Consider the following 23680-nt stretch of genomic DNA (forward strand, 5'->3'; position numbering starts at 1 on the left):
ATCACCTGTACTCGCTCAATCGCGGCCAGATCCCCAGCGCCACCGCGATCGCCGCCATGATCGACAGCACCGCGGCGCCGACCGTCGCCCCGGACAGCACCCGACGCGCGTTGACGATCTCGTTGCGCAGCTGGGCGCGGCTCTGCTCGATGCCGTTGGTCAGGGCCTCGTCGAGTTTGTCGAACGCCGGCGTCGCATCGTCTTCGCCGACGCCGAGGGCGACCTGCGTTGCGGCCTGGTAGTTGCCGACGGCGATGTAGGCGGTGATCCGGTCGTCGGCGGCGCGCCACCGGTTGAGCAGCGCGTCGGCATCGGCCAGGTTGGTCTTGTCGATGGAGTTGTCGGTGCCCAGGTAGCGGGCCAGCTGCTCCTGCATCTGGTCGATGCGCTGGTAGTAGGACTGCTTGCGGACGTTCTCGTCGCCGCGCCGGATCAGCGACAGCGTCTCGTCGGCGCGGGCCTGCTGTGCGGTGATCGCGAGCGTGGTGACCGTCTTGAGGGATTCGGCCGCCGTCTCCTTGGCGCTGCGGCTGTCCGACGTCGAGATGATCAACGCCGTCCCCACCCAGATCAGCATGATCAGAACTGCCAGGCCGCCGGCGACGAAGCCGATGTTGACCCGGCGCCGCGTCCGCTTGGCCAGCCACCGGTTGGCGAATGCGCCGAACAGGAGCGTGCCGACGACGATCAGGATGACGGGGCCGGGGATGCGGGTGGATGCGGTGGTCTCGGCGTCGACCCGGGCGGAGGTCTGCTCGTAGAGCCGTTGGGCGTCGGGCAGGATCTGCTGCTGCATCAGCGACGACGCCTCGGACAGATACGACGAGCCGACCGGGTTGCCCGCCCGGTTGTTGGTGCGCGCGGTCTCGACGAGTCCGGTGTAGACGGCCAGCCGGGCGTTGATGCGGCCCAGGAGCTGGACCAGCGGTTCGTCGGTGAGCCCGCTCGATGCCCGCGCGACGGCGACCGAGGCGTCGGTGATGGCCTGCTCGTAGCGCTGACGCACGGCCCGCGGCTCGGCTCCGGCGATGAACGCGGTCGCCGCGGCGGCGTCGGCGACCGACAGCGTGGTGTAGAGCTGGCCGGCGGCGAACGCCAGCGGCTCGGTCCGGTTCAGCACGGTGGTCAGCGCCTGCTGACGGTTGTTGATCGTGGTCGAGGTCGCGAAGGCGCTGGCGATGACGAGCGCGGCCAGGATCAACCCGATCGTCAGGATGCGGCCCGGCGTCGTCCACAGGAACCACCACCGCGGATGGGCGGTGACCGTCGGCGACCGTGACGCAAGAGGCTCGGTCGACGGGTGCGCCAACTCGACTGTCACGTGTGCGCGGACCTCATCCCGGTCTCGATCTCAACGGCGGTCATGCAACTCTAACGGTGCGAAATATCTGAGGGAATTCTAAGAGATTCGGGTCCGGCGCGTGCGGATTCGCGGTCGCGACTCGCGCTCGACTCGTTCTCGTTCCCTAAGCTGGACGGGTGCGTGGTGACGGTGACGGGTGGGTGGTATCAGCCGGCGGGACGGCCTACTGGGGCAGGCACGGGGCCGCCGGTCTGCTGCTGCGGGCGCCGCTGTCGGACGGATCGCTGGCGGTGCTGCTGCAGCACCGGGCGCCGTGGAGTCACCAGGGCGGCACGTGGGGACTGCCGGGAGGCGCCCGCGACAGCCACGAGACGGCCGAGCAGGCAGCGATCCGCGAAGCCCACGAGGAAGCCGGTCTGCCGGCCGAGCAGGTCGTGGTCCGGACGACGGTCGTCACCGCCGAGGTGTCCGGCTGGACCTACACGACCGTGATCGCCGACGCCGAGGCAGTGCTCGAGACGGTGCCGAACCGGGAGAGCGCCGAGCTGCGCTGGGTGGCCGAGGACGACGTCGCGGACCTGCCGCTGCACCCGGGCTTCGCCGCCAGCTGGAGCCGCCTGCGGGAAGTCGCCGCGGGCATCCCACCGCTCGCTAACCCGTAGCGCGCAGCGCCGCCTTCAACTGTGCGGCCGCCGCCCGCGGATCATCGGCGCCGGTGATGGCGCGCACGACGACGATGCGACGAGCTCCGGCCTCGAGTACCTCGGGCAGCCGGGCGGCGTCTATGCCACCGATCGCGAACCACGGCTTGGTGGGATGCAGGGCTGCGGTGGCGCGGACGAGGTCGAGCCCGGGCGCGGACCGGCCGGGCTTGGTCGGCGTCGGCCAGCACGGGCCCACGCAGAAGTAGTCGACGGGCTCGGCGATCGCCGCATGCACCTGATCGAGGTCGTGGGTGGAGCGCCCGACGGTGCCCGAGAAGATCTGCCGGGCCACCGGTAGCGGCAGGTCGTCCTGACCGAGGTGCAGCACGTCGGCATGCGCTGCGAACGCGACGTCGGCACGGTCGTTGACCGCGATCAGGCGGTCGTGGCGGCGGGCGGCGTCGGCGAGCACTTCCAGCGCCGCCAGTTCGTCGCGCGCCTCCAGGGGGCCGAACTGCCGTTCACCCGGCGACCCCTTGTCGCGCAGCTGGATGATGTCGACACCGCCGGCCAGTGCGGCGTCGGCGAACTCCGCCAGATCGCCGCGCTCCCGGCGGGCGTCGGTGCACAGGTACAGCGTGGAATCAGAAACCGAGGCGTCACGCACACTGCGAACCGTAGCGTCCTCGCGACGTAGGCTGGACGGCGACAAGACCGTCCACACGGGAGTCCCGGGTACGGGGACTGAGAGTGAGCCCGCCGGCTCTGACCGTCGCACCTGATCCGGGTCATGCCGGCGAAGGGAGTAGCAGCTGTGAACCCGCACCCGAACCGACTCGCCGTCATCGGCGGCGGCGTCGTTGGCCTCGCCGTCGCCCGTCGCGCCGCCCAGGACGGCTGGCGCGTGCGGGTGCATCGGACCGGCACCCCCGGCGCCTCCTGGGTGGCCGGCGGCATGCTCGCCCCGCACAGCGAGGGGTGGCCCGGCGAGGAACGACTGCTGCAGATCGGCCTGGCCTCGCTCGCGCTCTGGCACGACGGCTTCCTCGACGGTCTGCCGCCCGAGGTCGTCACCTCCCGGGAGTCCCTCGTCGTCGCGGTGGACCGCGGTGACGCCGCCGATCTCAGGACGGTCGGGGACTGGCTGTCCGCCCAGGGTCACCCCGTCACTGCGACCACCGCGGCCCGCGACATCGAACCCCTTCTGGCGCAGACGATTCGGCACGGATTCGTGGCCGAGACCGAGCTCGCCGTCGACAACAGGGCCGTGGTCGACGGGCTGGCCCTCCACTGCGAACGGCTGGGTGTCGAGTGGGCCGGGCCCGTCACCGCGCTGGACGAGGTGAGCGACGCGGATGCGGTCGTGATCGCCAACGGCATCGACGCGCCCACGCTGTGGCCGGGCCTGCCGATCCGGCCGGTGAAGGGCGAGGTGCTGCGGCTGCGCTGGCGGCGCGGCTGCCTGCCGATCCCGAAGCGGGTGGTGCGGGCCCGCGTGCACGGCCGGCAGGTGTACCTGGTGCCGCGTGCCGACGGCGTCGTGGTCGGCGCGACCCAGTACGAGCACGGACGTGACACCGCACCCTCGGTGGCCGGCGTGCGGGAACTGCTCGACGATGCGTGCGAGGTGATGCCGGCGCTCGGCGAGTACGAGCTGGCCGAGTGCGCGGCGGGCCTGCGGCCGATGACCGAGGACAACGTGCCGATCGTCGGCAGGCTCGACGACCGGACCCTGGTGGCCGCGGGCCACGGTCGGTCGGGATTCCTGCTCGCGCCGTGGACCGCCGACACGATCGCCGCCGAACTGCGGGTGCGGGAAGGAGTCACGACGTGAAGCTGACGGTCAACGACAAAGCCGTGGAGGTCGACGGTCAGGTCACCGTCGCGGCGCTGCTGGACCGGTTGGGCTACCCGGAGAAGGGCATTGCGGTGGCCGTGGACTGGGCCGTGATCCCCCGGTCGCAGTGGGACATCGAACTGACCGAAGGAGCGAAGATCGACGTGGTGACGGCGGTGCAGGGTGGTTGACACCGGAAAACTGAGCATTGCGGGCCGCGAGTTCGGCTCGCGGCTGATCCTCGGCACCGGCGGGGCGGCCAATCTCGCGGTGCTCGAGGAGGCGCTGGTGGCCTCGGGCACCGAGCTGACCACCGTGGCGATGCGCCGGGTGGACGCCGACGGCGGCACCGGGGTGCTCGACCTGCTGACCCGGCTGGGCATCACGCCGCTGCCGAACACCGCGGGCTGCCGCGGAGCCGCCGAGGCGGTGATGACCGCGCAGCTGGCCAGGGAGGCGCTGCAGACCAACTGGGTCAAGCTCGAGGTGATCGCCGACGAGCGGACCCTGCTGCCCGACGCGATCGAATTGGTGAGGGCCGCAGAGCAATTGGTCGACGACGGCTTCGTGGTGCTGCCGTACACCAACGACGATCCGGTGCTGGCGCGCCGGCTGGAGGACACCGGCTGCGCCGCGGTGATGCCGCTGGGGTCGCCGATCGGCACCGGGTTGGGGATCGCCAATCCGCACCACATCGAGATGATCGTCGATCGCGCGTCGGTGCCGGTGATCCTCGACGCGGGCATCGGGACTGCCAGCGACGCGACGCTGGCCATGGAATTGGGTTGCGACGCCGTGCTGTTGGCGACGGCGGTGACCCGGGCCGCGGATCCGGCCATGATGGCCTCGGCGATGTCGGCGGCGGTGCAGGCCGGCTACTCGGCGCGGCGCGCGGGCCGCATCCCGAAGCGGTTCTGGGCGCAGGCCTCGAGCCCCTCGCTGTGACCCGGTATGTGGCGCTCGGCTCGTCGATGGCGGCCGGGCCCGGCATCGCGCCGCGGGTATCGGACTCGCCCCGCGCAGCCGGCCGCTCCGCGCGCAACTACGCGCACCTGGTCGCCACCGCGCGGGGGTACGACCTCGTCGACGTCACCTATTCGGGGGCCACGACCGCGCACATCCTGACCGACTCGCAGCGGGGTGCGCCGCCACAGATCGACGCGCTCGACGGATCAGAAGCAGTGGTCACGATCACCATCGGCGGCAACGACGTGGGATACGTGCCGCTGCTGTTCGCCGCGGGGCTGCCGCGGGCGGCCCGCGCGATCCCGCTGCTGGGCGGTCGACTGCGTGGGCTGCTGAACCCGGCCGAGCGGTACCTCGCGCTCGACGCGGTCGGCGCCGCGCTGGTCGAGGTGGGCCGGACGGTCCGACAGCGCTCGCCGAGGGCGACCGTGCTGTTCGTCGACTACCTGACGTTGTTGCCGCCCGCCGGCGTAGCCGCCCGGCCGCTGAGCGATCGGGACGTGTCGCTGGGCCGCCACGTCGCCGGTGAGTTAGAGCGGTTGACTGCCGAGGCGGCCGCGACGACCGGCTGCGGAGTGGTTCGGGCGGGGGCCGCCAGCCGCGAGCACCATGCGTGGTCGTCCGATCCGTGGACCACCCGGTTCGGCTGGCCGGTGCCGCGACGACCGGCGCCGCTACACCCGAACGCAGCGGGAATGCGTGCGGTGGCCGACCTGGTGCTCGACGAGTTGTCGAATTTCTCAACACACTGTTGACCACGTCGACACGATGTTGATAGCTTTACACAATGACTGAATTTGTCGACGTCGTCATCGTCGGAGCCGGGATCTCCGGCATCAGCGCCGCCTGGCACCTCCAGCAGAACTGCCCCGGTAAGAGCTACGTGATCCTCGAGCGGCGTGAGCAGCTCGGCGGGACCTGGGACCTGTTCAAGTACCCGGGAATCCGGTCGGACTCCGACATGTACACCCTCGGCTTCCACTTCAAGCCGTGGGCCACCGACCAGATGATCGCCGACGGCCCGTCGATCTGGAACTACCTCAACGAGGCTGCCACCGAGAACGGCATCGCCGAGCACATCCGCTACGGCCAGCGCGTCACCGCGGCCAATTGGTCCGATGAGCACAGCCGGTGGGAGTTGACCATCGAGCGCGACGGCGAGACGATCGAACTGCACACCGGATTCCTGTGGGCCTGCAGCGGCTACTACAACTACGACAAGGGCTTCTCGCCCGAGTTCCGCGGCGCCGAGGACTTCACCGGCACGATCGTGCACCCCCAGCACTGGCCGGAAGACCTGGACTACCAGGGCAAGAACATCGTCGTGATCGGCAGCGGGGCCACCGCGATCACGCTGATCCCCGCTCTCGTCGACAGCGGCGCAGGCCACGTGACGATGCTGCAACGCACTCCCACCTACATCGGCTCGCTGCCCGACAAAGACCCGTTCGCGGCCCGTGCTTACAAGATGCTGCCGGAGAAGGCGGCCTACACCGCGGTGCGCTGGAAGGCGATCCTGCAGGCCACCGCGCAGTACCAGCTCGCCCGCACACTGCCCAACGTGTTCCGGAAAGCGTTGCGCACCATGGCCGAACACCGGCTGCCCCAGGGCTTCGACTACGACCGGCACTTCGCCCCCGACTACAAGCCGTGGGATCAGCGCGTGTGCCTGGCCCCCAACGGCGATCTGTTCAAGACGATCCGCAAGGGCAAGGCCGACGTCGTCACCGACGTGATCGACCACTTCACCGCCGACGGCATCGCGCTGAAGTCCGGCCAGGAAGTCAAGGCCGACATCATCGTCACCGCAACGGGATTGAACGTGCAGTTCTTCGGCGGTGCGCAGGTGCTGCGCAACGGAGAGCCGCAGGACCTGTCGAAGTCGGTCGCCTACAAGGGGCTGATGCTCTCGGGTCTGCCGAACGTGGCGTTCACTTTCGGCTACACCAACGCGTCGTGGACGCTCAAAGCAGATCTGACCTCGGAGTACGTCAGCCGGCTGCTGCAGCACATGAACAGCAACGGCTACGACACCGTGGTGCCGCGCGATCCGGCCCCCGATGTCGAGCAACTGCCGTTCGTGGACCTGTCCTCGGGCTACATCAAGCGTGCGCTGGACCGGCTGCCGAAGTCGGGATCGAAGGCGCCGTGGCGGCTCAAGCAGAACTACCTCGTGGATCTGCGCGTCATCCGCAACGGCAAGATCGACGACGGCACGCTGGAGTTCAGCAAGCAGCGGGCTCTGGCCAGCGCGTAGATTCCTGGCGTGACCGACGCGCAGCGCCTGACCTTCGAACTCGACCACCTGAAGGTCAGCGCGCTGGCGTGGGGTCCCGCCGACGGTCGGCTGGTTCTGTGTCTGCACGGTTTCCCTGACAGTGCCTGGGGCTGGCAGAAGTTCGCGCGCCTGCTCGCCGAGCGCGGCATGCGGGTGGTCGCGCCGTTCTCGCGCGGCTACGCGCCGACCGGGCCGGCCCCCGACGGGGACTATCACATCGGGGCGCTGATGGCCGACGCACTGGCGGTGCACGGCGCGCTCGGGGCGCCCACCGACGCCGTGGTCATCGGTCACGACTGGGGAGCGTTCACCGCGGCCGCGTTCGCCGCGCACCCCGAGTCGCCGTTCGCCGCGCACGTCACGATGGCGGTCGCCCCGATCGGCGCGGTCAACCGGGCCCGCGGTGATGCCGCCCGGCAGCTCCGGCAACTGCCGCGCCAGCTGCGCAACAGCTGGTACATCCTGTTCTTCCAGCTGCCCGGCATGCCTGAACGCCTTCTGCCGCGCGTGATCCGCCGGCTCTGGCGCGACTGGGGGCCCGCCGGTTTCGACACCGGCGCCGAGCTCGACGCCGCGCTGGCCGCGCTCCCCAGCGCGGTGCACCGTCGCGCGGCGCTGGGGTACTACCGCGCACTGGTCCGGCCGGGCACACCGCCGGCGCGCTACGCCGATCTGCACCGGTACCGCTTCGATCTGCCACGCGTGCCGATCCTGCACCTGCAGGGCGTGCAGGACGGCGCGATGCTGGTCGACTATGCCGAAGCCATCCGCGACGTGCTGCCCACCGGGAGCACCGTCGTCACGCTGCCGTCGGCGGGCCACTTCCTCCAGATCGAGGAGCCGCAGCTGGCCGCCGACGCGGTACTGGCGCATCTGAGCGCGCGCTAACGTGGTGCGGGTGACCCACACCCGACTGCGGCTGGCGATCCTGCTCGCCGTCGCACTGCTGGTCGGCGGCGGATGCAGCCGCGACAGCCGACCTGATCCCGCTGAGTCCTCGTCCAGGTCCGCCTCGCCCTCGGTCGACGCCGGGGCGGCCGGGCAGTTCGCCGACTCGCTGGCCCGAAAGGTCACCGTCGACGCGACGATGGCGCACATGCAGGCGCTGCAGGACATCGCCAACGCCAACGGCGGGAATCGCGCGCTGGGCACCGCAGGTTACGCCGCCAGCGTGGACTACGTGGCAAAGGCGCTGCGCGACAAGGGGTTCGACGTCGACACCCCGGAGTTCGAGGTCCGGCTGCCGTTCGCCGATGCGCCGAAGCTCACGGTCGCCGGCGGTGAGATCACCGCGCGGCCCCTCGAGTACACCGCAGGCGCACCCGGCGCGGGAGTGTCCGGTCCGATCGTCGCGGCCCGCGTCGAGGACAGTCCGGGCTGCACGGCACAGGATTACGACGGACTGCCGACGCAGGGTGCCGTCGTGGTGGTCGACCGGGGCTCGTGCCCGTTCGGGGAGAAGCAGACCGCCGCAGCAGCCCGTGGCGCGGTCGCGTTGATCGTGGTCAACAACGACGACGGCGAGGTCACCGGCGGAACCCTCGGCGAGAGCACCGACGTCAAGATCCCGGTCATCAGCGTCGCCAAGGCCGAGGGTCCGCGCTTGCGCGAGGCAGCCGGTGACCCGGCCACCATCAGGATGAACGCAGGGGTGCGGACGGAGAAGACCCGGAACGTGATCGCACAGACCAAGACGGGCTCCACCCAGGACGTGGTGATGGTCGGGGCCCACCTGGACAGCGTCCCGGACGGGCCGGGGATCAACGACAACGGTTCGGGTACCGCGGCTGTCCTGGAAACGGCTCTGCAGCTGGGCAGTTCACCTCAGGTCGCCAACGCGGTGCGGTTCGCGTTCTGGGGTGGTGAGGAACTCGGGCTGCTCGGGTCTTTCAACTATGTCAACTCGTTGAACTCCGACCAGCTCACCGACATCGCGCTCTACCTCAACTTCGACATGCTCGGCTCGCCCAACCCGGGGTACTTCACCTACGACGGAGATCAGTCCACCGGTGTCGGCAATGGGGCCGTCCCGCGGGTGCCCGAAGGTTCGGCCGGGATCGAGCGCGCGCTCGTCGGCTACCTGGCCAGCGCCGGAAAACAGGCCGAGGACACCGGTTTCGACGGCCGCTCCGACTACGACGCGTTCACCCGCACCGGCGTGCCCTCGGGCGGATTGTTCTCCGGCGCCGAGGAGAAGATGACCGCCGAGCAGGCCAAGCTGTGGGGTGGCCAGGCCGATCAACCGTTCGACCCGAACTATCACAAGGCGACCGACACCCTCGATCGCATCGACCGCACCGCGATGGGCATCAACGGTAGCGGCGTCGGCTACGCCGTCGGTCTCTACGCGCAGGATCAGCGCGGCCGCAACGGGATTCCGGTGCGCGACGACCGGACCCGCCACATCCTGCGCGAGTCATGAGGAGCTGGCCCCGGGCGGCCGTGCTGGTGTTCGCCCTGATTCTGACGGCGTGCTCGTCGCAGACCGCCGCGCCGCGGGCAGATCTGGGCGGCGATCTGGCCGACCGGGTGACCGTCGACGGGGTGTACAACCACCTCGTCGAGCTGCAGAAGATCGCCGACACGCATGACGGCACGCGCGCCGACGGCACACCGGGCTATCAGGTGAGTGTCGACTATGTCGCGAAGGCGCTGCGCGACAAGGGCTTCGACGTCCAGACTCCGGAGTTCCAGCGGCTCTCGGGCTCCGGCGGAGGGAAGCCGGCGCTGACGGTCGGTCGGCGTGTCTTCCGTGTCGACCAGGCGTCGCTTCTACTCACCACGGCGCCGGGCGGGGTGAAAGCGCTCACGCTGCGGCCCCGCGCAGCCGCCGGGTGTGCGGCCGCCGACTACACCGGGGTGCGCATCAAGGGCGCCCTCGCAGTGGTCGACGACAGCGGATGCTCGGTCGTGGCGAAACACGACGCGGCCAAGGCGGCCGGTGCGGTCGGCGTCCTCGTCGTCAGCCAATCCACGCCGACCCGGCCGGTCGCGGCGCCCGCCGGCCTGTTCACCCCCGGCTACTACCAAGCCATGACGATTCCCGTCGGCATCATCGATCCGGCCACGGATGCGGCACTGCGGCGCACCGACGACCCCGTCACGCTGGTGCTGGACAACAAACCCGTGATGACGACGTCACGCAGTGTGATCGCCCAGACTTCCTCCGGCGACTCGCACAACGTCGTGATCGTGGGTGCGCACCTCGACAGCACGGGGGACGGGCCCGGGATCGACGACAACGGTTCGGGCGTCGCGGCGGTCCTGGAGACCGCGCTGCAACTCGGGCCGAAACCCGCTGCCCACAACGTCGTTCGGTTCGCGTTCTGGGGTGGGGGCGAGACGTCTGCCGACGGCTCGGCGGCCTATCTGCGCGCGCTGAACCCCGATGAGCTCGACGACATCGCGCTCTACCTGGATCTCGACGTGATCGGGTCGCCGAACGCGGGTTACTTCACCCTCGACGGTGACCAGTCTGCACAGACCTCGGCGACCGTCCGTCCACTACCGGAGGGGTCGGCAGGTATCGAGCGGACGCTGGCCGCGCGACTGTACGAACACGGCGTGCGGCCGGCCGACATGCCGCTTACCCGCGGTACCGATTACGCCTCCTTCGTCGCCGCCGGGGTGCCGGTCGGCGGGCTGACCACCGGGACATCACAACTCAAATCGGATGTCCAGGCTCGCATCTGGGGTGGGCGTGCGGGTGCCGCGTTCGATGCCAACTACCACCGGCGCGGCGACACCATCGACAACGTGGACCGAAAAGCGCTGGGAATCATGGCGTCAACGGCCGCGGATGCCGTGGGCAGCTACGCCCAGTCGATCGACAGCGACGGAGGCGCTAACGGGGTCCCGGCGCGGGATCAGCGGAATCGGCGTACGCCCTAGCCACCCGCGTGACGAACTGATACACCCCGTCCTCGTCGGGGGCGAGCGGACCGGGCCGCGCGTGCGGTGAACTCAATCCGCGCTGCACCGATTCGCAGGCCGCCCAGTCCTGCCGATTCGTCAGGTCCCAGAAGTCGACCGCATACGACGGGTCGAACCCGGGCTCAGCGGCAACCTCTTTCGGGAATGCCCAGGTGCACTCCACGTGGGTCCGATCGGCGGCCAGCGGAGTCATCAGGTGGGTCATCACGTAGTCGGGATGCAGGCTGATCAGGAGGTTGGGGTAGGCGACCACGTACATGACGGTGCGCTGCTCGTGCTCCGACAGCCCCGCGATGCGCACCCCGCCGCTCTTACCGTCGAGCGACATCGTCTCTGCGCCGTCGACGATCGACATCCAGCCACCCATCCACGCGCCGTCGTGGTCCAGGTTCTCGCCACTGGTGGGCGGGCTGATCCGGGACAACTCGGGGTGAATGCTCTGGCAGTGGTAGCACTCTTGGTAATTCTCCGCGATGACCTTCCAGTTGGTCGCCAGCTCGTAGGAGTGTCGCGCCACGACGGTGAGGTCTTCGGGACGGTAAGGGGCGATGACCTCTTCCCATCCGGCGACATGCTCGGCGAAGTCGCCGTCGGTTCCGCTGCGGTCGACGAACAGCCACCCGTGCCAGTCCACCAGGCGCAGCTCGATCAGCCCGAACTCGTTCGCGTCGAACCGGTCGGCGTCAGTGAAACCCGGTGCGTTGCGCAGACTTCCGTCCAATCGATAGGACCAGGCGTGGTACGGGCAGACAATGCTGCGCGCCTTTCTGGCCGCTGACTCGGGTGCGCCGCAGGGCAGCAGTTCGTGGCCGCGGTGCCGACACGTGTTGGCGAATGCGCGGATCGCGCCATCCTCCCCACGCACGAGCAACATCCCGGCGGCGCCGCTGCCGAGCGCTTTCTGCGCTCCGACGGTCGCGAGGTCGTCGGCGCGCCCGACACACGTCCAGCCCGAGAAGACCTGTCGCTGTTCCCAATCGAACACTGCGGGATCGACGTAGGCCTCGCGCGGCAGCATCCGGGACTGACCGAAGGGCGCGAGCGCGGCGGCCACTCCGTCGGCGGGAACGGGTGCCGGATCGAGCTGTTTGAACATACAGTCAGTCTAGTGCGGCTTCCCGGGCAGGTCCAGACCGTCAGAGCTCGCCGGCGAAGGCGCCGATACCCCGATCGGCGGTCGTGCCGTCGTTGCGCGTCATCCGGCGGAACACCAGATAGCCGATGGTGACCGCCGCGAGCGCGGTGAACAGCAGCAGGGTCGCCAGAGCGTTCAGAGCAGGTGTGGGCGCGCCGCGCGCGGTGTTGTAGATCTTCACCGACACCGGTTCGGAGGAGGCGCCCCCCGACAGGTAGCGGACCATCACGAAATCGTCGATGACGTCGGCGAACACGAGCACGGTGCTGGCGAAGATCGCCGGCATCAGCATCGGCATGACCACGCGCCGCAGGGCGCCCAGGGGGGAGGCGCCCAGATCCATGGCCGCCTCCTCGTACTGCGGTCCGATCGTCGCGAGGCGGGCCCGCACCAGGACTGCGGGATAGGAGATCTGGAACGTCACCAGACCGATCACCTGGGCTGCGGTGCCGAGTCCGATCGGCAGGGCGACGGTGGTGATGACGAACAGCAGCGACACCGCCAGCAGGACCTCGGGCAGCACGAAGGCCAGCAACATCAGGAAATTCGCGCCCGCAGGAAGGCGGCCCCGCCACCGGTCGATCCCCAGGGCGAACAGCACCCCGAGGGGCACCGTGATCAGCGTGGTGAGCAGACCGAGCTTCAGCGTCTGCAGCAGCGCGTTGTGCAACGTGGCGTCGTGCCAGACCGAGAGCGTCTGATCACCCCAGTACCAACGGAACGAAAAGCCCTGCCACACCGTGCGGGATCGCCCGGCGTTGAACGAGAACAGCGCCGCGACGAGAACCGGAAGCAGCGACCACAGCAGGTAGCCGATCGTGACCGCGATCAGAATCCGAGGTGGCCGCCACGGATCGTGCCACCAGGTGACCGGAGACTTGCGCGGGATGCTCACGACGCCACCTCGTCTCGCCGGCCGGTGACGCGGATGTAGTACAGCATCGGGATCAGTGCGACGAGGAACACCAACAGCACGAACGCGCCGGCCTGCCCGGTCTGGCCCGGAGTCAGCACGCTGTCGTTGATCAGGTTGCCGACCATCGCCGTTTTCGGAGAGGCCGAGAGCATGTCGCTGGTGAAGTAGTCGCCCAGCATCGGCAGGCATGTCAGGAGAATCGCGGCCACGATGGTCGGCCGGCTCAGCGGCAGCGTCACCCGCCAGAACGACGACACTCGATCAGCGCCGAGATCGCGTGACGCCTCGAGCACGGGTTGGGGTAGCCGGTCCAACCCCGCGTAGAGGGGCAGGATCATGTACGGCACATAGCCGTACACCAGGCCGAGGACCACGACTGCGGGCTGGCCGGTGAGCCAGTCGATGCCGGGGTGGAACACGCCGCCGAGCCCGAGGATCCGGTTCACCAGTCCGTCGTCCTGTAACAGGTTCACCCAGGCGAACATTCGCATCATGTAGCTGATCCAGAACGGTGCGATCAAGAGGGTGAGCAGCAGTCCTTTGCGCCTGCCGGACAGTCGCGCCACATAGTAGGCGACCGGAAACGCGATGAGCAGACACAACGCACTGGCGGTGAGCACGTACAGCGCGGTCCGCATCAGGGCCGGTCCGAAAACCCCGTCGGCGCCGACGATGTGGGACAACACGTAGGTGAACTGCGTCGGATCCCACTGCACCGGGTTCCAGATGGGCACTGCTGTCCGGAAGATGGGATCGAGCCGACCGAAGACGATGCACAGCACCACGTACATCGGCGCGACGAAGAACAGCACCAGCCAGATCACCCCGGGGGCGGCCAGTACAGGCCAGATCCCGCGGGCCCCCTTCGGCCTGCTTGACATGCGGATGAGCCTACGACCCGCCGGCTTTGAAGGTGCGCCAGATGTTCTGCCAGGCGGCGTCGTTGGCCGGATCGAGCTCGAGGATGCGGTAGCCGGCGTCGAACCACTCCGGCTTGACGATCGCCGTCGAGAGGTTCGGCGGGATGAAACCGTCGGCCACCAGCGCGTCGGGTTTGATCGAGTTCTGCGGCGGTTGATAGCCGATGGCCTGGAAGTTCTGCATCGCCACCGCCGGATCGAGCATGTGGTCGAGGAACAGGTGTGCCAGTACCGGGTTCTTGCCGCCCTTGAGGGTGACGAGCATGTCGTTGTCGACCATGCCCTTGCCGTCAGTGGGAAACCAGTAGCGCAATATCTCGGGTCCGGTGCCCTCGGGCAGATAGGACTGCGCGTTGATGATGTCACCGGACCACATCTGGGCCAGACCCAGTTGGCCGGCGGGCAGATCGTTGTATGCGGTGATCGTGACCTTCGGTGAGGTGGCCGACACGAGTTGGCCGAGTTGATCGCCGACCATCTTCAGGTCACTTTGCGAGGACGTGTTGACATCAGTGATCCCGTTGCGCAACAGCACCATTGCCATGGTCGTGTGCCAGTCGTCCAGCACGGCGGTCTTGCCCTTGAAGGTCGGGTTCCAGAAGGCGTCGTAGGGGTTGCCGAGCGCGCCGATGTCCGTAGGCACCTGATCGGTACGCCAGCCGATGCCGGTGGTGTAGATCGTGTAGGGCACGCTGTAGCGCCACTGCTGGTCGTACCAGGGATTGGTGAAGCTCGGCCAGACATTGGTGATGTTCGGGATGTAGGAGTGGTTCAGCGGCCGTAGCAGCCCGCCGTTGACCAGCCTGCTGATCTCGGTGTAGTTCGCGTTGTAGATGTCGAAGTCCACGCCGCTGCGGAGCTTGGTCAGCGCCTCGCCGCCGTCGTTGAACGTCGAGATCTCCACTGTCACGCCGTATTTCTGCTCGAACGACTTGACCGCGTCCGGGCTCACGTAATCGGCGTAGGTGTAGAGCTTGAGCGTGCCCTTCTCGGGGGCCAAGCCGTCGGCGATGGGGGTGTTGTCGGCGGGGATGTCCCAGGTGACCGGGTTGGCGGGTGACGCGAGTTTGAGCGTGGGGGTGGCGCCCTGGTTGTCGGACCCCCCGCCGCATGCGGCCAGGACGGCGCCGAGTGCAGGGGCGCCTGCGGCGAGAAGCGCTGCGCGCGTCAGGAATTGACGCCGGGTGGTGGGCTCTGGCATCGCGCCTCCCGATTGATTCTGCGCCTTGTCGCTGCTAGGACTCTCGCATAGACTGAATGCTCAGTCAACCGATAGACCGGAGGTTCGCGGTGGCTGCAACGGTGACGTCTCGTCCCCATCCCGTCGGTGCCCTCGACTCCCTGATCGCCGAGCAGGAGCAGATCTTCCTGCGGCGGCAGCCGCGCAGCGCCGAACTCATCGACATCGCCGCAGCGCACCTGGCCGGTGGTGCGACCTCGAACTGGCAGATCGCAGAGCCGCAGGCGGTGTGGATGAGCCACGGGTTCGGGTCCAAGGTCTACGACGTCGACGGCAACGAATACGTGGACATGCATGGTGGTTACGGCGCCGCCATCGCCGGGCACGCGCACCCGGCCATCGTGGCCGCGGTCGGCGATCGGGTGCGCCGTGGCACCCACTTCGCCCAGCCGACCGAGGACGCGATCTGGATCGCCGCCGAGCTGGCCCGCCGCTTCGGGTTGCCGCTGTGGCGCTACGCCAACTCCGGCACCGAGGCCACGATGGACGCGGTGCACCTCGCTCGCTCGGTGACCGGACGCGACCTGATCATCAAAGTCGAGGGCTGCTATCACGGCCACCACGACTCGGTGCAGGTGTCGGTGCTGCCCGAGGCCGACGAGATCGGACCGCGGGAGACACCCACCCCGGTGCCCGGTAACACCGGCATTCCCCGCGCCATCCGCGATCTCGTCGTCGTCGTGCCGTTCAACGACGTCGAGGCAGTCTCGCGGGCGCTCACCGCCCATCCCGGCCGGGTCGCCGCGATGATCGTCGAACCGGTGATGATGAACGCCGGGATCATCCCGCCCGACGACGGTTACCTCGCCGCGGTGCGGCAGCTGATACACGACGAGGGCGCGCTGCTCATCTACGACGAGGTGAAGACCGGATTCACCACGGGGCCGGGTGGAATCACCGCGCGCAGCGGTGTCACACCGGACCTCGTCTGCCTGGCCAAGGCGCTCGGTGGCGGCATCGCCGTCGCCGCGATCGGCGGTACCGAGGCGGTGATGTCGGCGATCGCGGACGGCCGCTACGAGCAGGTGGGCACGTTCAACGGCAATCCGCTGGCGATGGCCGCCACCCGGGCGACGCTGTCCGACGTGCTCACCACGGCCAGTTACCGTCACCTGGACTCCCTGTCGGCGCGATTGCGCACCGCACTCGAGGAGGTCATCGCCGACCAGGGATTCGATTGGCACGTCGTGTCGGTCGGCGCCAAGGGGTGCGTGACGTTCCGCGGCGAGCCGGTCCGGGAGTTCCGCGACTTCCTCGAGATCGACGCCAGACTGGGCCACCTGCACTGGCTCATGCAGCACAACGGTGGCGTGTTCCTCCCACCATGGGGGAAGGTGGAGCAATGGCTGTTGTCGGTTCAGCACACGCACGACGATGTCGACAGGTTCGCCCGCAACTTCTCGGCGTTCGCGACCGCGGTCGCGGGATCACGCTGACGGTGTCGGTCTGATGGCCGGCGGCGCGATCCGGCTCGAGGCGCTGGTCAAGTCGTTCGCCGGGATGCCGGCCGTCAACGGCATCGACCTCGATATCCCTGCCGGGCAGTTCTTCTCGCTGCTGGGGCCGTCGGGGTGTGGGAAGACGACGACGCTGCGCATGATCGCAGGGTTCGAACGACCGGACTCGGGACGCATCGAACTCGACGGACGCGACGTCGCGGCAGATCCACCGCACCGCCGTCCGGTCAACACCGTGTTCCAGACCTACGCGTTGTTCCCGTTCATGTCCGTATGGGACAACGTCGCCTTCGGATTGAAGTACCAGAAGGTCTCCCGGGAGGAGACGCGCCAACGCGTCGGTGACGCGTTGGAGCTGGTGCAGATGACCTCCTACGCCCGGCGCAAGCCCGCTCAACTCTCCGGCGGGCAGCAGCAGCGGATCGCGCTGGCGCGTGCTCTGGTGCTGCGACCGCGGGTCCTTCTCTTGGACGAGCCGCTCGGCGCGCTGGATGCCAAGCTGCGCAAGCAGTTACAGCTCGAGCTGCGCGCTCTGCAGCGCGAGATCGGCATCACCTTCGTCTACGTCACCCACGATCAGGAGGAAGCGCTCACCATGAGCGATCAGATCGCGGTGCTGGCTGAAGGCAGGATCGAACAGGTCGGCGAGCCCCAGGAGATCTACTCGTCGCCGGCAACGACGTTCGTCGCGGGCTTCCTCGGCGCCGCCAACATCTTCGACGCGGAGGTGGTCGACGTGGTGGGTGCGTCGGTCACCTGTCGCGCGCTCGGAACGCAGATGACGGCCGAGGTCAACGGCACGCCCGAGCCGGGAGCGGCCGCGATCGTGATCCGACCGGAACGGATCACGCTGCAGGACAGTGGAAGTGCAGTCGAAAGCGGGATGAACCGCATCTCCGGGACCGTCACCCACGTCGTGTACCTGGGCAACTGCACCCACGTGCATGTGGACGTCGGTGCAGCGAAAGATCTCGTCGTCGAGGTACCCAACAGATCAGGCCCGACCTCGGTGACCCATCACCCCGGCGCGCAGGTCGTGTGCCTGTGCACTCCTGACGCGGTTCGAGTACTCCAGCGCAGCACCGCGGCGCTCGTCACCGATCCGGTGACCGCACTCAGTTCCGCTTAGCGGCCGAGGCGGGCAGGTTGAGCTCGCGCTCGGCGAAGCGCATCGCGATGTCGTAGGCCACGTCGGAGTCGACCTCCGGATCCTCCAGCGCCACTTGGATGGACAGCCCGTCGAGGAGGGCCGCGAACTCGAGGGCGAACATCCGCGGGTCGACGTTGGCCTGATCGGCTCCCGAACGGACGGCGTCGACGATCATCGCGCGCCAGCGGGCGTCCAGTTCGACCCGTCCCGCCTTGATCTCGTTGTGTCGGAACGCTTGCGCCCACAGGTCGAACCACAACCCCCACGCCCCGGGGATTTCGTCGTCACCCCGGGGGATGCAGGTCCACCGGATCAGCAGAGACAGCCGCTCCTGCAGTGACGGCACCTCGGCGAGCATCTTCTCGGCCGCCTCGTAGAAGGACTCCTCGGAGTGGCGCAGCGCATCGACGAGCAATCGATCCCGAGTGCCGAAGTAGTAGATCACCAGAGCCGAGCTGACCCCGGCACGCTTGGCCACGTCGGCGATCCTGGTGTCGCCGAAACCGCGCTCGCAGATGAGCTCCGCTGCGGCGCGCAGCATTTCGATCCGGCGGCCCTCGTTCTGCTCGGTCGCCGGGGCGGGTTCAGCCATGGTGGCGCTCCTCCCATCGTGGGGCCGCGTTGCCCCTTGTCCGAAGCCTAACACTTCGTTAGATTGAACAGTCAGTCAGGACCCCTTGGGAGAGGCCTTCGATGTCCAACAACTATGACGCTCTGGTGATCGGCGGCGGTCACAACGGCCTGGTGTCGGCCGCCTACCTCGCGCGGTCGGGCGCTCGCACCCTGGTCCTCGAATCGCGCGGATCACTCGGCGGTGCGGCCACGACGGAAGCGCCCTGGGAGGACGCCCCGCATCTGCGGGTGACCCGGCTGTCCTACGTGGTGAGCCTGATGCCCCCGACGATCGTGCGGGAGCTGGACCTGGAGCGGCACGGCTACAAGGTGCACCCGATGGGCCCCTACTACCAGGCATTCCCCGAAGGCGGATCGCTGACGATCTACGAGGACGACCCGGCACGCACCTACGAGCAGCTGGCGAAATGGTCGAAGAAGGACGCGCAGACCTGGCCGAAATGGAATGCCTGGCTCGAGGGTGTCGCCGACGTGATGGGGCCTCTGCTCCTGCAGGTGCCACCGACCATCGGGTCGCACCGGCCCGCAGACCTGCTGGAGCTCGCGAAGCTGGCGTGGAGTCAGCGCGGAATCTCGGTACGCACCACCGCTGACGTCACCCGGCTGCTGACCATGAGCATCGCCGACCTGCTCGACGACTGGTTCGAATCCCCGCAGATCAAGGGAGCACTCGCCGTCAACGGCGTGATCGGGACGTGGGCGGGACCCTACGAACCCGGCACCGCCTACGTGATGGCCCACCATTCGATCGGTGACGTGGGCGACGGCCAGCTCGGCAGCTGGGGATACCCCGAGGGCGGTATGGGCGGCGTGTCCGAGGCGATTGCGAAGTCGGCGCGCAGCTTCGGCGCCGAGATCCGGACCCACGCCCGGGTGGCTCGGCTACTCGTTCGCGGCGGCGAGGTGCGCGGTGCAGTCCTCGACACCGGCGAGGAGATCACCGCACCGCTGGTGGTCACCACGTTGCATCCGAAAACCGCTTTCCTCGAGCATGTTCCGCGCACCGAGCTGCCGGAGGACTTCGTCACCGACATCGAGCGGTTCAAGACGCGCAGCGGCGTGGTGAAGATCAATCTCGCGCTGGGCGAGCTGCCGAACTTCACGGCCGACCCGAGCAGTGGTCTTGCCGAGCATCACACCGGTTCGGTGGAGATGGCCCCGACGATGGAGTACATCGAGGCGGCGTTCCAGGACGCCCGCGCAGGTCGGCCGGCGCTGATGCCGTTCAGCGACGGGGTGATCCCGACGACGTTGGACACCACCCTCAATCCCGATGGCACACACGTCATGTCGCTGTTCACGCAGTGGGTCCCGGCGGCGTGGGCGGATGCCCCGCACACCGAGGAACTCGATGCCTACGCCGACCGGTTGATCGACCTGTACGACCAGGTCGCGCCCGGCTTCAAAGCCTCGATCCTGCACCGCGACATCGTCGGACCTCATGAGATGGAGCAGGAGTACGGTCTGCTCGGCGGGAACATCTTCCACGGCGAGCTCTCGCTCGAGCAGCTGTTCCACATGCGGCCTGCACCCGGATACGCCGACTACCGAACGCCGATCGCCGGGCTGTACAACGGCAGCTCCGGAACCCACGCGGGCGGCGGAGTCTGCGGGATACCCGGATGGCAGGCGGCGCGGGCGGCGCTGGCAGATCAGAAGAAGAAGAAGCGTTTGCGGCGTACGCGATGAGCGCGCGGGCTGCCGCGGTCGCCACGATGCTGGGGGCGCGGTCCATCGCGGTCGTCGGGGCGAGCCCGCGTCCCGACAGCTTCGGCGCCCGGATGGTGATCGAGGCGGTGCGGGGCAGCGCTCGAGTGCACCTGGTCAATCCGCGCTACGACCGGATCGGTGATCGCATCTGTGCCCCGTCCCTGGCAGATCTCGACGAGCCCGTCGACCTCGCACTGCTGGGGGTGCCCGACGCCGCGCTGCTGGATCAATTGCGCGCTGCCGCTGCCGCGGGCGCGCGGTCGGCCGTCCTGTTCGGCGCCGCTCATGGCCTCCGCGACGACGTGCGCGCGGTGGCCGCGTCGGCAGGAATGGCAGTGTGCGGCGCGGGATGTATGGGCTTCGTCAACGTCGCCGCGGGGGTTCGGGCACTGGGTTATCTGGAGCCCGACCCGCTGCCGGCCGGCCCCATCAGCCTCGTCACGCATTCGGGATCGGCGTTCTCGACGCTCCTGCGGGCCAACCGCGGCTTCGGGTTTCGGCTCGCGGTGTCGTCGGGGCAGGAACTGGTCACCGACACCGCCGATTACCTCGACCATGCGCTCTCCGATGACGGCACCCGGGTGATCGCGCTGCTGATGGAGACGCCCCGCGCGGTGCCGCGATTGCGCGCGGCGCTGGTGCGTGCGGCCGATGCCGGCATACCCGTGATCGTGTTGGCGATCGGCGGCTCGCCGCGAGGCCGCGCGATGGTCGCTGCCCACTCCGGCGCACTGGCCGGCGGTAGCGATGCCTGGCGCGCGTTCTGTACCGCGACGGGCGCCGTCCACGTGACCGACATGGCCGAGTTCGTCGACACCATCGAGTTGTTCGCGACCGGTCGGCGTGGGCGGGGGAGCGCCGTGGCGACCGTGCACGATTCGGGCGCGGAGCGTGCGCTCACCGTCGATATCGCCCACGAGCTCGGAGTGGACTTCGCAGCGCTGACTCCGGCCACCGTGGCCGCGGTCGCCGACGTGCTCGACGACGGGCTGCATCCGACGAACCCGCTCGACGTGTGGGGGACGGGGGCGGACACCCGCAATCTGTTCGGCGCCTGCCTGCACGCAATGGCCGACGACCCGACGGTCTGCGTGACGGCTCTGGCAGTTGATCTCGTCACGGAATTCGACGGAGACACCGCCTACGCCGACGCCGTCGTCGACGTGGCGAAGCAGACCGACGCGCCGCTGGCCGTCCTCACCTCGGTGCCCTCGGCGATCGACCGGCCGACGGCGCAACGGTTGCGCGATCACGGCGTCGCGGTCCTGGAGGGTGTGCGCAGCGGTCTGGCGGCGATGGGACACCTGGCGACCTGGCCCGCGCCCGTCGAGACAAGTCTGACCGTCGGGCCGGGTCCGACGACGGCGACGGGATTCGACCTCCTGGCCCACTACGGCATCCCGGTGGTGCCGACCCGCACCGCTGCGGACCTGAATGCCGTGTGCGCCGCGGCCGCGCAGGTCGGCTACCCGGTGGCACTGAAAACGACTGCGGCGGAACACAAGAGCGATGTGGGCGGCGTGCGGCTCGGTATCGGCGACGAGGACGAGCTGCGTCAGGCCTACCGCGACGTGGCGCAGTTGGGGCCGGTGGTGACCGTCTCGGCGATGGCATCACCGGGCGTCGAAGTGTCGGTGGGATATGTGTGCGATGCGGCCTTCGGCCCGCTGGTCGTGGTCGCCGCGGGCGGGATGTTGATCGAGCTGCTCGCGGACAGGGCGATCGCCTGCCCGCCGCTGACCCGCGACCGGGCCCGAGACATGTTGGCTACATTGCGCATTCGGCCGCTGTTCGACGGGTGGCGGGGCGGGCCTGCAGTCGATGTGGAGTCCCTGGTCGATGTGATCGTGGCCGTCGGGCAGATGGCGGTCGATCTCGCGGATCGCTACGACGCGGTGGAGGCGAACCCGGTGATCGTGTCACCGGCCGGCGCAGTCGCGGTGGACGTACTCACCGTTCAGAAAAGCACGTAGACCTTGCGGAGGGTCTCGTGGATGACCCACGTCCCGGTCCAGCCGACCGGGAACACGGCGATATCCCCGGCCCCGAGGTCGACGGGCTCGCCGCCCTCCGGCGTCACGGTCATCCGGCCCGACAGCACGTAGATCATCTCGTTCTCGTCCTGACGCCAGAACGAGGGGCCCGGGCTGCACTGCCAGATGCCTGCGGACCGGTCGCCGTCGGCCCATACTTCGACGCCGTGCACCGCCATGGGGCCGTCGGTAGCCTCGTCCAGCGGACCCCAGTCCTCGAGATCGGCGGTATCGGCTCCGGGCAGTAGTGCGGTGAGAATGGCGTTCGTCATCGGGTCAGTGCCTCCGTGGTTTCCGGGAAGGGGAGTGAGATCGGTTCGGGTGCAACACGACTGCGGCCCTCGGCGTCGAAGCGATCGAGCCCGAGGTCGGTCAGGTCCAGCCAGTCGCAATGCCCGGATCTGACGAGGTCGGCGGCGACCTGGGCGACGGCGGGGCCCCACATCATGCCGTGGCCTGCGGCACTGGCGACGACCGTTCCCTCCACCGGCCCCTCGTCGGTGAGCAGCGGCCCGAGGATCGGCAGGTGATCGGGGGTGTAGTCGATCGTCGCGGCCCAGGTGCGTCGCAGGCCGAGCCCGACCACCGCTGGCAGCAGCGTCTCGATGCGTGCGAGCGCGGTGTGGTAGTACGCATTGTCGAAATCGATTGCCTCACCTGGTGCTTCGTCGGGATTGCTCATTCCCCACAGCAGGCCGCCGGCCTCGCCGGGCCGCCAGTAGATGCCGGAGGTGACATCGAACACCATCGGCAGCTCGGTGACGTCGAGTTCGCGCAGCGGCTCGGTGACCACCACCTGGTGTCGCGTCCCGCCCGCAGGAATCCGGCCTCCGGCCCTGGCGCCGACCTCGGCCAGTTGGGGGCCACCGGTCAACACCACCCGCTCGGCATCGATCGGACCGTCCGAGGTGTCCACTCCGACGACCCGGCCGCCGGAGGTTCGCAAACCGGTGAACGCGCAGCGCTCTCGGACGTCGACACCGGCTGTCGCCAGCGCGGCCGTGTACGCGAGCACGTTGCGCGGCGCGTCGATGTAGCCGTCCCCCGGAGCGTACGACGCGCCCCTGGTCACTCCCGGTGCGAGACCCGTTCTGCGGGAGTCGATGTCGTCGCTGGAGAGCCACTGGACCTCGAGTCCGAGGGAGCGTTGCAGCGCGATCCGGTCGTGCGCGGCCGCGACGTCGGCGTCGCTGAAACACGGCATCAGGTAGCCCTGCCGCACGAACCCGCAGTCCAGTGGGAAACGATCCCCGCTCTCGACGTAGAACTGCTGGCTGTGCAGCCCCAGACGGATGGCGGTCTCGGTGCCGCCTTGGGCGCGCACCATTCCGGCCGCGCGACTGCTCGCGCCGTCACCCAGTGTCCGCGACTCCACCAACACCACGTCGGCGCTGCGATTCTCGGCGAGCAGCACCGCCGTCCATGCCCCGACGGTACCGCCGCCCACTACCACGACATCGGCGCTGCGGATGCTGGTCATACCCAGGAACGCTGACATAGACTGAACGCTCAGTCAAGAGGAGAG

Annotated in this window: 22 protein-coding genes and 1 riboswitch; of the genes, 13 read left to right on the forward strand and 9 right to left on the reverse strand. The window is 68.8% G+C overall.

What is annotated here, in order from left to right; all coding sequences use genetic code 11:
* Position 1: 1 nt before the first annotated feature.
* Positions 2 to 1321, reverse strand: a complete 1320-nt coding sequence (gene glnX / locus ACZ50N_RS02665; RefSeq protein ID WP_046365324.1) for a protein kinase G-activating protein GlnX — start codon at positions 1319 to 1321, stop codon at positions 2 to 4.
* 158 nt (positions 1322 to 1479) lie between these two features.
* On the opposite strand from glnX, the gene ACZ50N_RS02670 reads away from it, so the two are divergent.
* Positions 1480 to 1965, forward strand: coding sequence for an NUDIX hydrolase (locus ACZ50N_RS02670; RefSeq protein ID WP_046365325.1), 486 nt, complete (start codon positions 1480 to 1482; stop codon positions 1963 to 1965).
* On the opposite strand, the gene thiE is transcribed toward ACZ50N_RS02670, so the two are convergent.
* Positions 1955 to 2614 (reverse strand): thiamine phosphate synthase, encoded by a 660-nt coding sequence (gene thiE, locus ACZ50N_RS02675; protein WP_048423487.1) that lies wholly within the window; start codon positions 2612 to 2614, stop codon positions 1955 to 1957. The genes ACZ50N_RS02670 and thiE overlap by 11 nt on opposite strands.
* 45 nt (positions 2615 to 2659) lie before the next feature.
* A riboswitch (TPP riboswitch) is annotated at positions 2660 to 2769 on the forward strand.
* Between thiE and thiO the strand changes: the two genes are divergently transcribed.
* The 8 genes from thiO (at position 2762) to ACZ50N_RS02715 (ending at position 10919) form a co-directional block, all read left to right on the forward strand.
* Positions 2762 to 3781: a glycine oxidase ThiO gene (gene thiO, locus ACZ50N_RS02680; protein ID WP_464474562.1), complete on the forward strand. Its 1020-nt coding sequence runs from the start codon at positions 2762 to 2764 to the stop codon at positions 3779 to 3781. (Overlaps the previous riboswitch by 8 nt.)
* On the forward strand, positions 3778 to 3975 hold the full coding sequence (gene thiS, locus ACZ50N_RS02685) for a sulfur carrier protein ThiS (RefSeq protein ID WP_048423485.1): 198 nt from the start codon (positions 3778 to 3780) through the stop codon (positions 3973 to 3975). The genes thiO and thiS overlap by 4 nt, the downstream gene beginning before the upstream one ends.
* A complete protein-coding gene (gene thiG / locus ACZ50N_RS02690) occupies positions 3968 to 4729 on the forward strand; it encodes a thiazole synthase (protein WP_073682652.1) in 762 nt (253 codons plus the stop codon). The genes thiS and thiG overlap by 8 nt, the downstream gene beginning before the upstream one ends.
* A complete protein-coding gene (locus ACZ50N_RS02695) occupies positions 4726 to 5505 on the forward strand; it encodes an SGNH/GDSL hydrolase family protein (RefSeq protein ID WP_048423484.1) in 780 nt (259 codons plus the stop codon). The genes thiG and ACZ50N_RS02695 overlap by 4 nt, the downstream gene beginning before the upstream one ends.
* A 32-nt stretch (positions 5506 to 5537) precedes the next feature.
* Entirely contained in the window at positions 5538 to 7007 is a 1470-nt protein-coding gene (locus ACZ50N_RS02700; RefSeq protein WP_464474563.1) for a flavin-containing monooxygenase, read from the forward strand.
* A gap of 9 nt (positions 7008 to 7016) precedes the next feature.
* The gene (locus ACZ50N_RS02705; RefSeq protein ID WP_464474564.1) at positions 7017 to 7916 is read left to right on the forward strand and encodes an alpha/beta fold hydrolase; all 900 of its coding nucleotides are present in this window, start codon (positions 7017 to 7019) and stop codon (positions 7914 to 7916) included.
* A 10-nt stretch (positions 7917 to 7926) separates the two neighbouring features.
* Positions 7927 to 9450, forward strand: coding sequence for a M28 family metallopeptidase (locus tag ACZ50N_RS02710; RefSeq protein ID WP_464474565.1), 1524 nt, complete (start codon positions 7927 to 7929; stop codon positions 9448 to 9450).
* Positions 9447 to 10919: a M28 family peptidase gene (locus ACZ50N_RS02715; RefSeq protein WP_464474566.1), complete on the forward strand. Its 1473-nt coding sequence runs from the start codon at positions 9447 to 9449 to the stop codon at positions 10917 to 10919. The genes ACZ50N_RS02710 and ACZ50N_RS02715 overlap by 4 nt, the downstream gene beginning before the upstream one ends.
* On the opposite strand, the gene ACZ50N_RS02720 is transcribed toward ACZ50N_RS02715, so the two are convergent.
* From ACZ50N_RS02720 to ACZ50N_RS02735, 4 genes are read right to left on the reverse strand one after another with little or no spacing between them, the layout of a single operon-like run.
* Complete coding sequence (locus ACZ50N_RS02720) at positions 10873 to 12057, reverse strand: aromatic ring-hydroxylating oxygenase subunit alpha (protein WP_464474567.1); 1185 nt, start codon at positions 12055 to 12057, stop codon at positions 10873 to 10875. The two genes, ACZ50N_RS02715 and ACZ50N_RS02720, sit on opposite strands and share 47 nt — an antisense overlap.
* A 40-nt stretch (positions 12058 to 12097) precedes the next feature.
* The gene (locus ACZ50N_RS02725; protein ID WP_464474568.1) at positions 12098 to 12991 is read right to left on the reverse strand and encodes an ABC transporter permease; all 894 of its coding nucleotides are present in this window, start codon (positions 12989 to 12991) and stop codon (positions 12098 to 12100) included.
* The gene (locus tag ACZ50N_RS02730; protein WP_133412975.1) at positions 12988 to 13893 is read right to left on the reverse strand and encodes an ABC transporter permease; all 906 of its coding nucleotides are present in this window, start codon (positions 13891 to 13893) and stop codon (positions 12988 to 12990) included. The genes ACZ50N_RS02725 and ACZ50N_RS02730 overlap by 4 nt, the downstream gene beginning before the upstream one ends.
* 10 nt (positions 13894 to 13903) lie before the next feature.
* Positions 13904 to 15133: a polyamine ABC transporter substrate-binding protein gene (locus ACZ50N_RS02735; protein ID WP_464474569.1), complete on the reverse strand. Its 1230-nt coding sequence runs from the start codon at positions 15131 to 15133 to the stop codon at positions 13904 to 13906.
* A gap of 101 nt (positions 15134 to 15234) precedes the next feature.
* On the opposite strand from ACZ50N_RS02735, the gene ACZ50N_RS02740 reads away from it, so the two are divergent.
* Both ACZ50N_RS02740 and ACZ50N_RS02745 read left to right on the forward strand, forming a co-directional pair.
* Positions 15235 to 16608 carry an aspartate aminotransferase family protein gene (locus ACZ50N_RS02740; RefSeq protein WP_464474570.1) on the forward strand — a complete coding sequence of 458 codons (1374 nt, stop codon included), beginning with the start codon at positions 15235 to 15237 and terminating at the stop codon, positions 16606 to 16608.
* A gap of 13 nt (positions 16609 to 16621) precedes the next feature.
* Positions 16622 to 17758 carry an ABC transporter ATP-binding protein gene (locus ACZ50N_RS02745; RefSeq protein WP_464474571.1) on the forward strand — a complete coding sequence of 379 codons (1137 nt, stop codon included), beginning with the start codon at positions 16622 to 16624 and terminating at the stop codon, positions 17756 to 17758.
* On the opposite strand, the gene ACZ50N_RS02750 is transcribed toward ACZ50N_RS02745, so the two are convergent.
* A complete protein-coding gene (locus ACZ50N_RS02750; protein ID WP_464474572.1) occupies positions 17745 to 18371 on the reverse strand; it encodes a TetR/AcrR family transcriptional regulator in 627 nt (208 codons plus the stop codon). The genes ACZ50N_RS02745 and ACZ50N_RS02750 overlap by 14 nt on opposite strands.
* A 101-nt stretch (positions 18372 to 18472) precedes the next feature.
* Between ACZ50N_RS02750 and ACZ50N_RS02755 the strand changes: the two genes are divergently transcribed.
* Both ACZ50N_RS02755 and ACZ50N_RS02760 read left to right on the forward strand, forming a co-directional pair.
* A complete protein-coding gene (locus ACZ50N_RS02755; RefSeq protein ID WP_464474573.1) occupies positions 18473 to 20101 on the forward strand; it encodes a phytoene desaturase family protein in 1629 nt (542 codons plus the stop codon).
* Positions 20098 to 22095, forward strand: a complete 1998-nt coding sequence (locus tag ACZ50N_RS02760) for an acetate--CoA ligase family protein (RefSeq protein ID WP_464474574.1) — start codon at positions 20098 to 20100, stop codon at positions 22093 to 22095. Before ACZ50N_RS02755 ends, ACZ50N_RS02760 begins: the two co-directional genes overlap by 4 nt.
* On the opposite strand, the gene ACZ50N_RS02765 is transcribed toward ACZ50N_RS02760, so the two are convergent.
* Positions 22080 to 22427, reverse strand: a complete 348-nt coding sequence (locus ACZ50N_RS02765; RefSeq protein WP_133412981.1) for a cupin domain-containing protein — start codon at positions 22425 to 22427, stop codon at positions 22080 to 22082. The genes ACZ50N_RS02760 and ACZ50N_RS02765 overlap by 16 nt on opposite strands.
* A complete protein-coding gene (locus ACZ50N_RS02770) occupies positions 22424 to 23653 on the reverse strand; it encodes an NAD(P)/FAD-dependent oxidoreductase (RefSeq protein WP_464474575.1) in 1230 nt (409 codons plus the stop codon). Before ACZ50N_RS02770 ends, ACZ50N_RS02765 begins: the two co-directional genes overlap by 4 nt.
* Positions 23654 to 23680 lie beyond the last annotated feature (27 nt).

This window comes from Mycolicibacterium obuense (assembly GCF_055397605.1).

What these genes read in the sequence shown, in the direction of transcription:
- ACZ50N_RS02745 (WP_464474571.1), top strand. Translation starts at nt 16,622, where the DNA reads ATGGCCGGCGGCGCGATCCGGCTCGAGGCGCTGGTCAAGTCGTTCGCC.
- ACZ50N_RS02765 (WP_133412981.1), bottom strand. Translation starts at nt 22,427, where the DNA reads ATGACGAACGCCATTCTCACCGCACTACTGCCCGGAGCCGATACCGCC.
- ACZ50N_RS02755 (WP_464474573.1), top strand. Translation starts at nt 18,473, where the DNA reads ATGTCCAACAACTATGACGCTCTGGTGATCGGCGGCGGTCACAACGGC.
- ACZ50N_RS02700 (WP_464474563.1), top strand. Translation starts at nt 5,538, where the DNA reads ATGACTGAATTTGTCGACGTCGTCATCGTCGGAGCCGGGATCTCCGGC.
- ACZ50N_RS02720 (WP_464474567.1), bottom strand. Translation starts at nt 12,057, where the DNA reads ATGTTCAAACAGCTCGATCCGGCACCCGTTCCCGCCGACGGAGTGGCC.
- ACZ50N_RS02760 (WP_464474574.1), top strand. Translation starts at nt 20,098, where the DNA reads ATGAGCGCGCGGGCTGCCGCGGTCGCCACGATGCTGGGGGCGCGGTCC.
- ACZ50N_RS02715 (WP_464474566.1), top strand. Translation starts at nt 9,447, where the DNA reads ATGAGGAGCTGGCCCCGGGCGGCCGTGCTGGTGTTCGCCCTGATTCTG.
- ACZ50N_RS02750 (WP_464474572.1), bottom strand. Translation starts at nt 18,371, where the DNA reads ATGGCTGAACCCGCCCCGGCGACCGAGCAGAACGAGGGCCGCCGGATC.
- ACZ50N_RS02730 (WP_133412975.1), bottom strand. Translation starts at nt 13,893, where the DNA reads ATGTCAAGCAGGCCGAAGGGGGCCCGCGGGATCTGGCCTGTACTGGCC.
- ACZ50N_RS02735 (WP_464474569.1), bottom strand. Translation starts at nt 15,133, where the DNA reads ATGCCAGAGCCCACCACCCGGCGTCAATTCCTGACGCGCGCAGCGCTT.
- ACZ50N_RS02770 (WP_464474575.1), bottom strand. Translation starts at nt 23,653, where the DNA reads ATGTCAGCGTTCCTGGGTATGACCAGCATCCGCAGCGCCGATGTCGTG.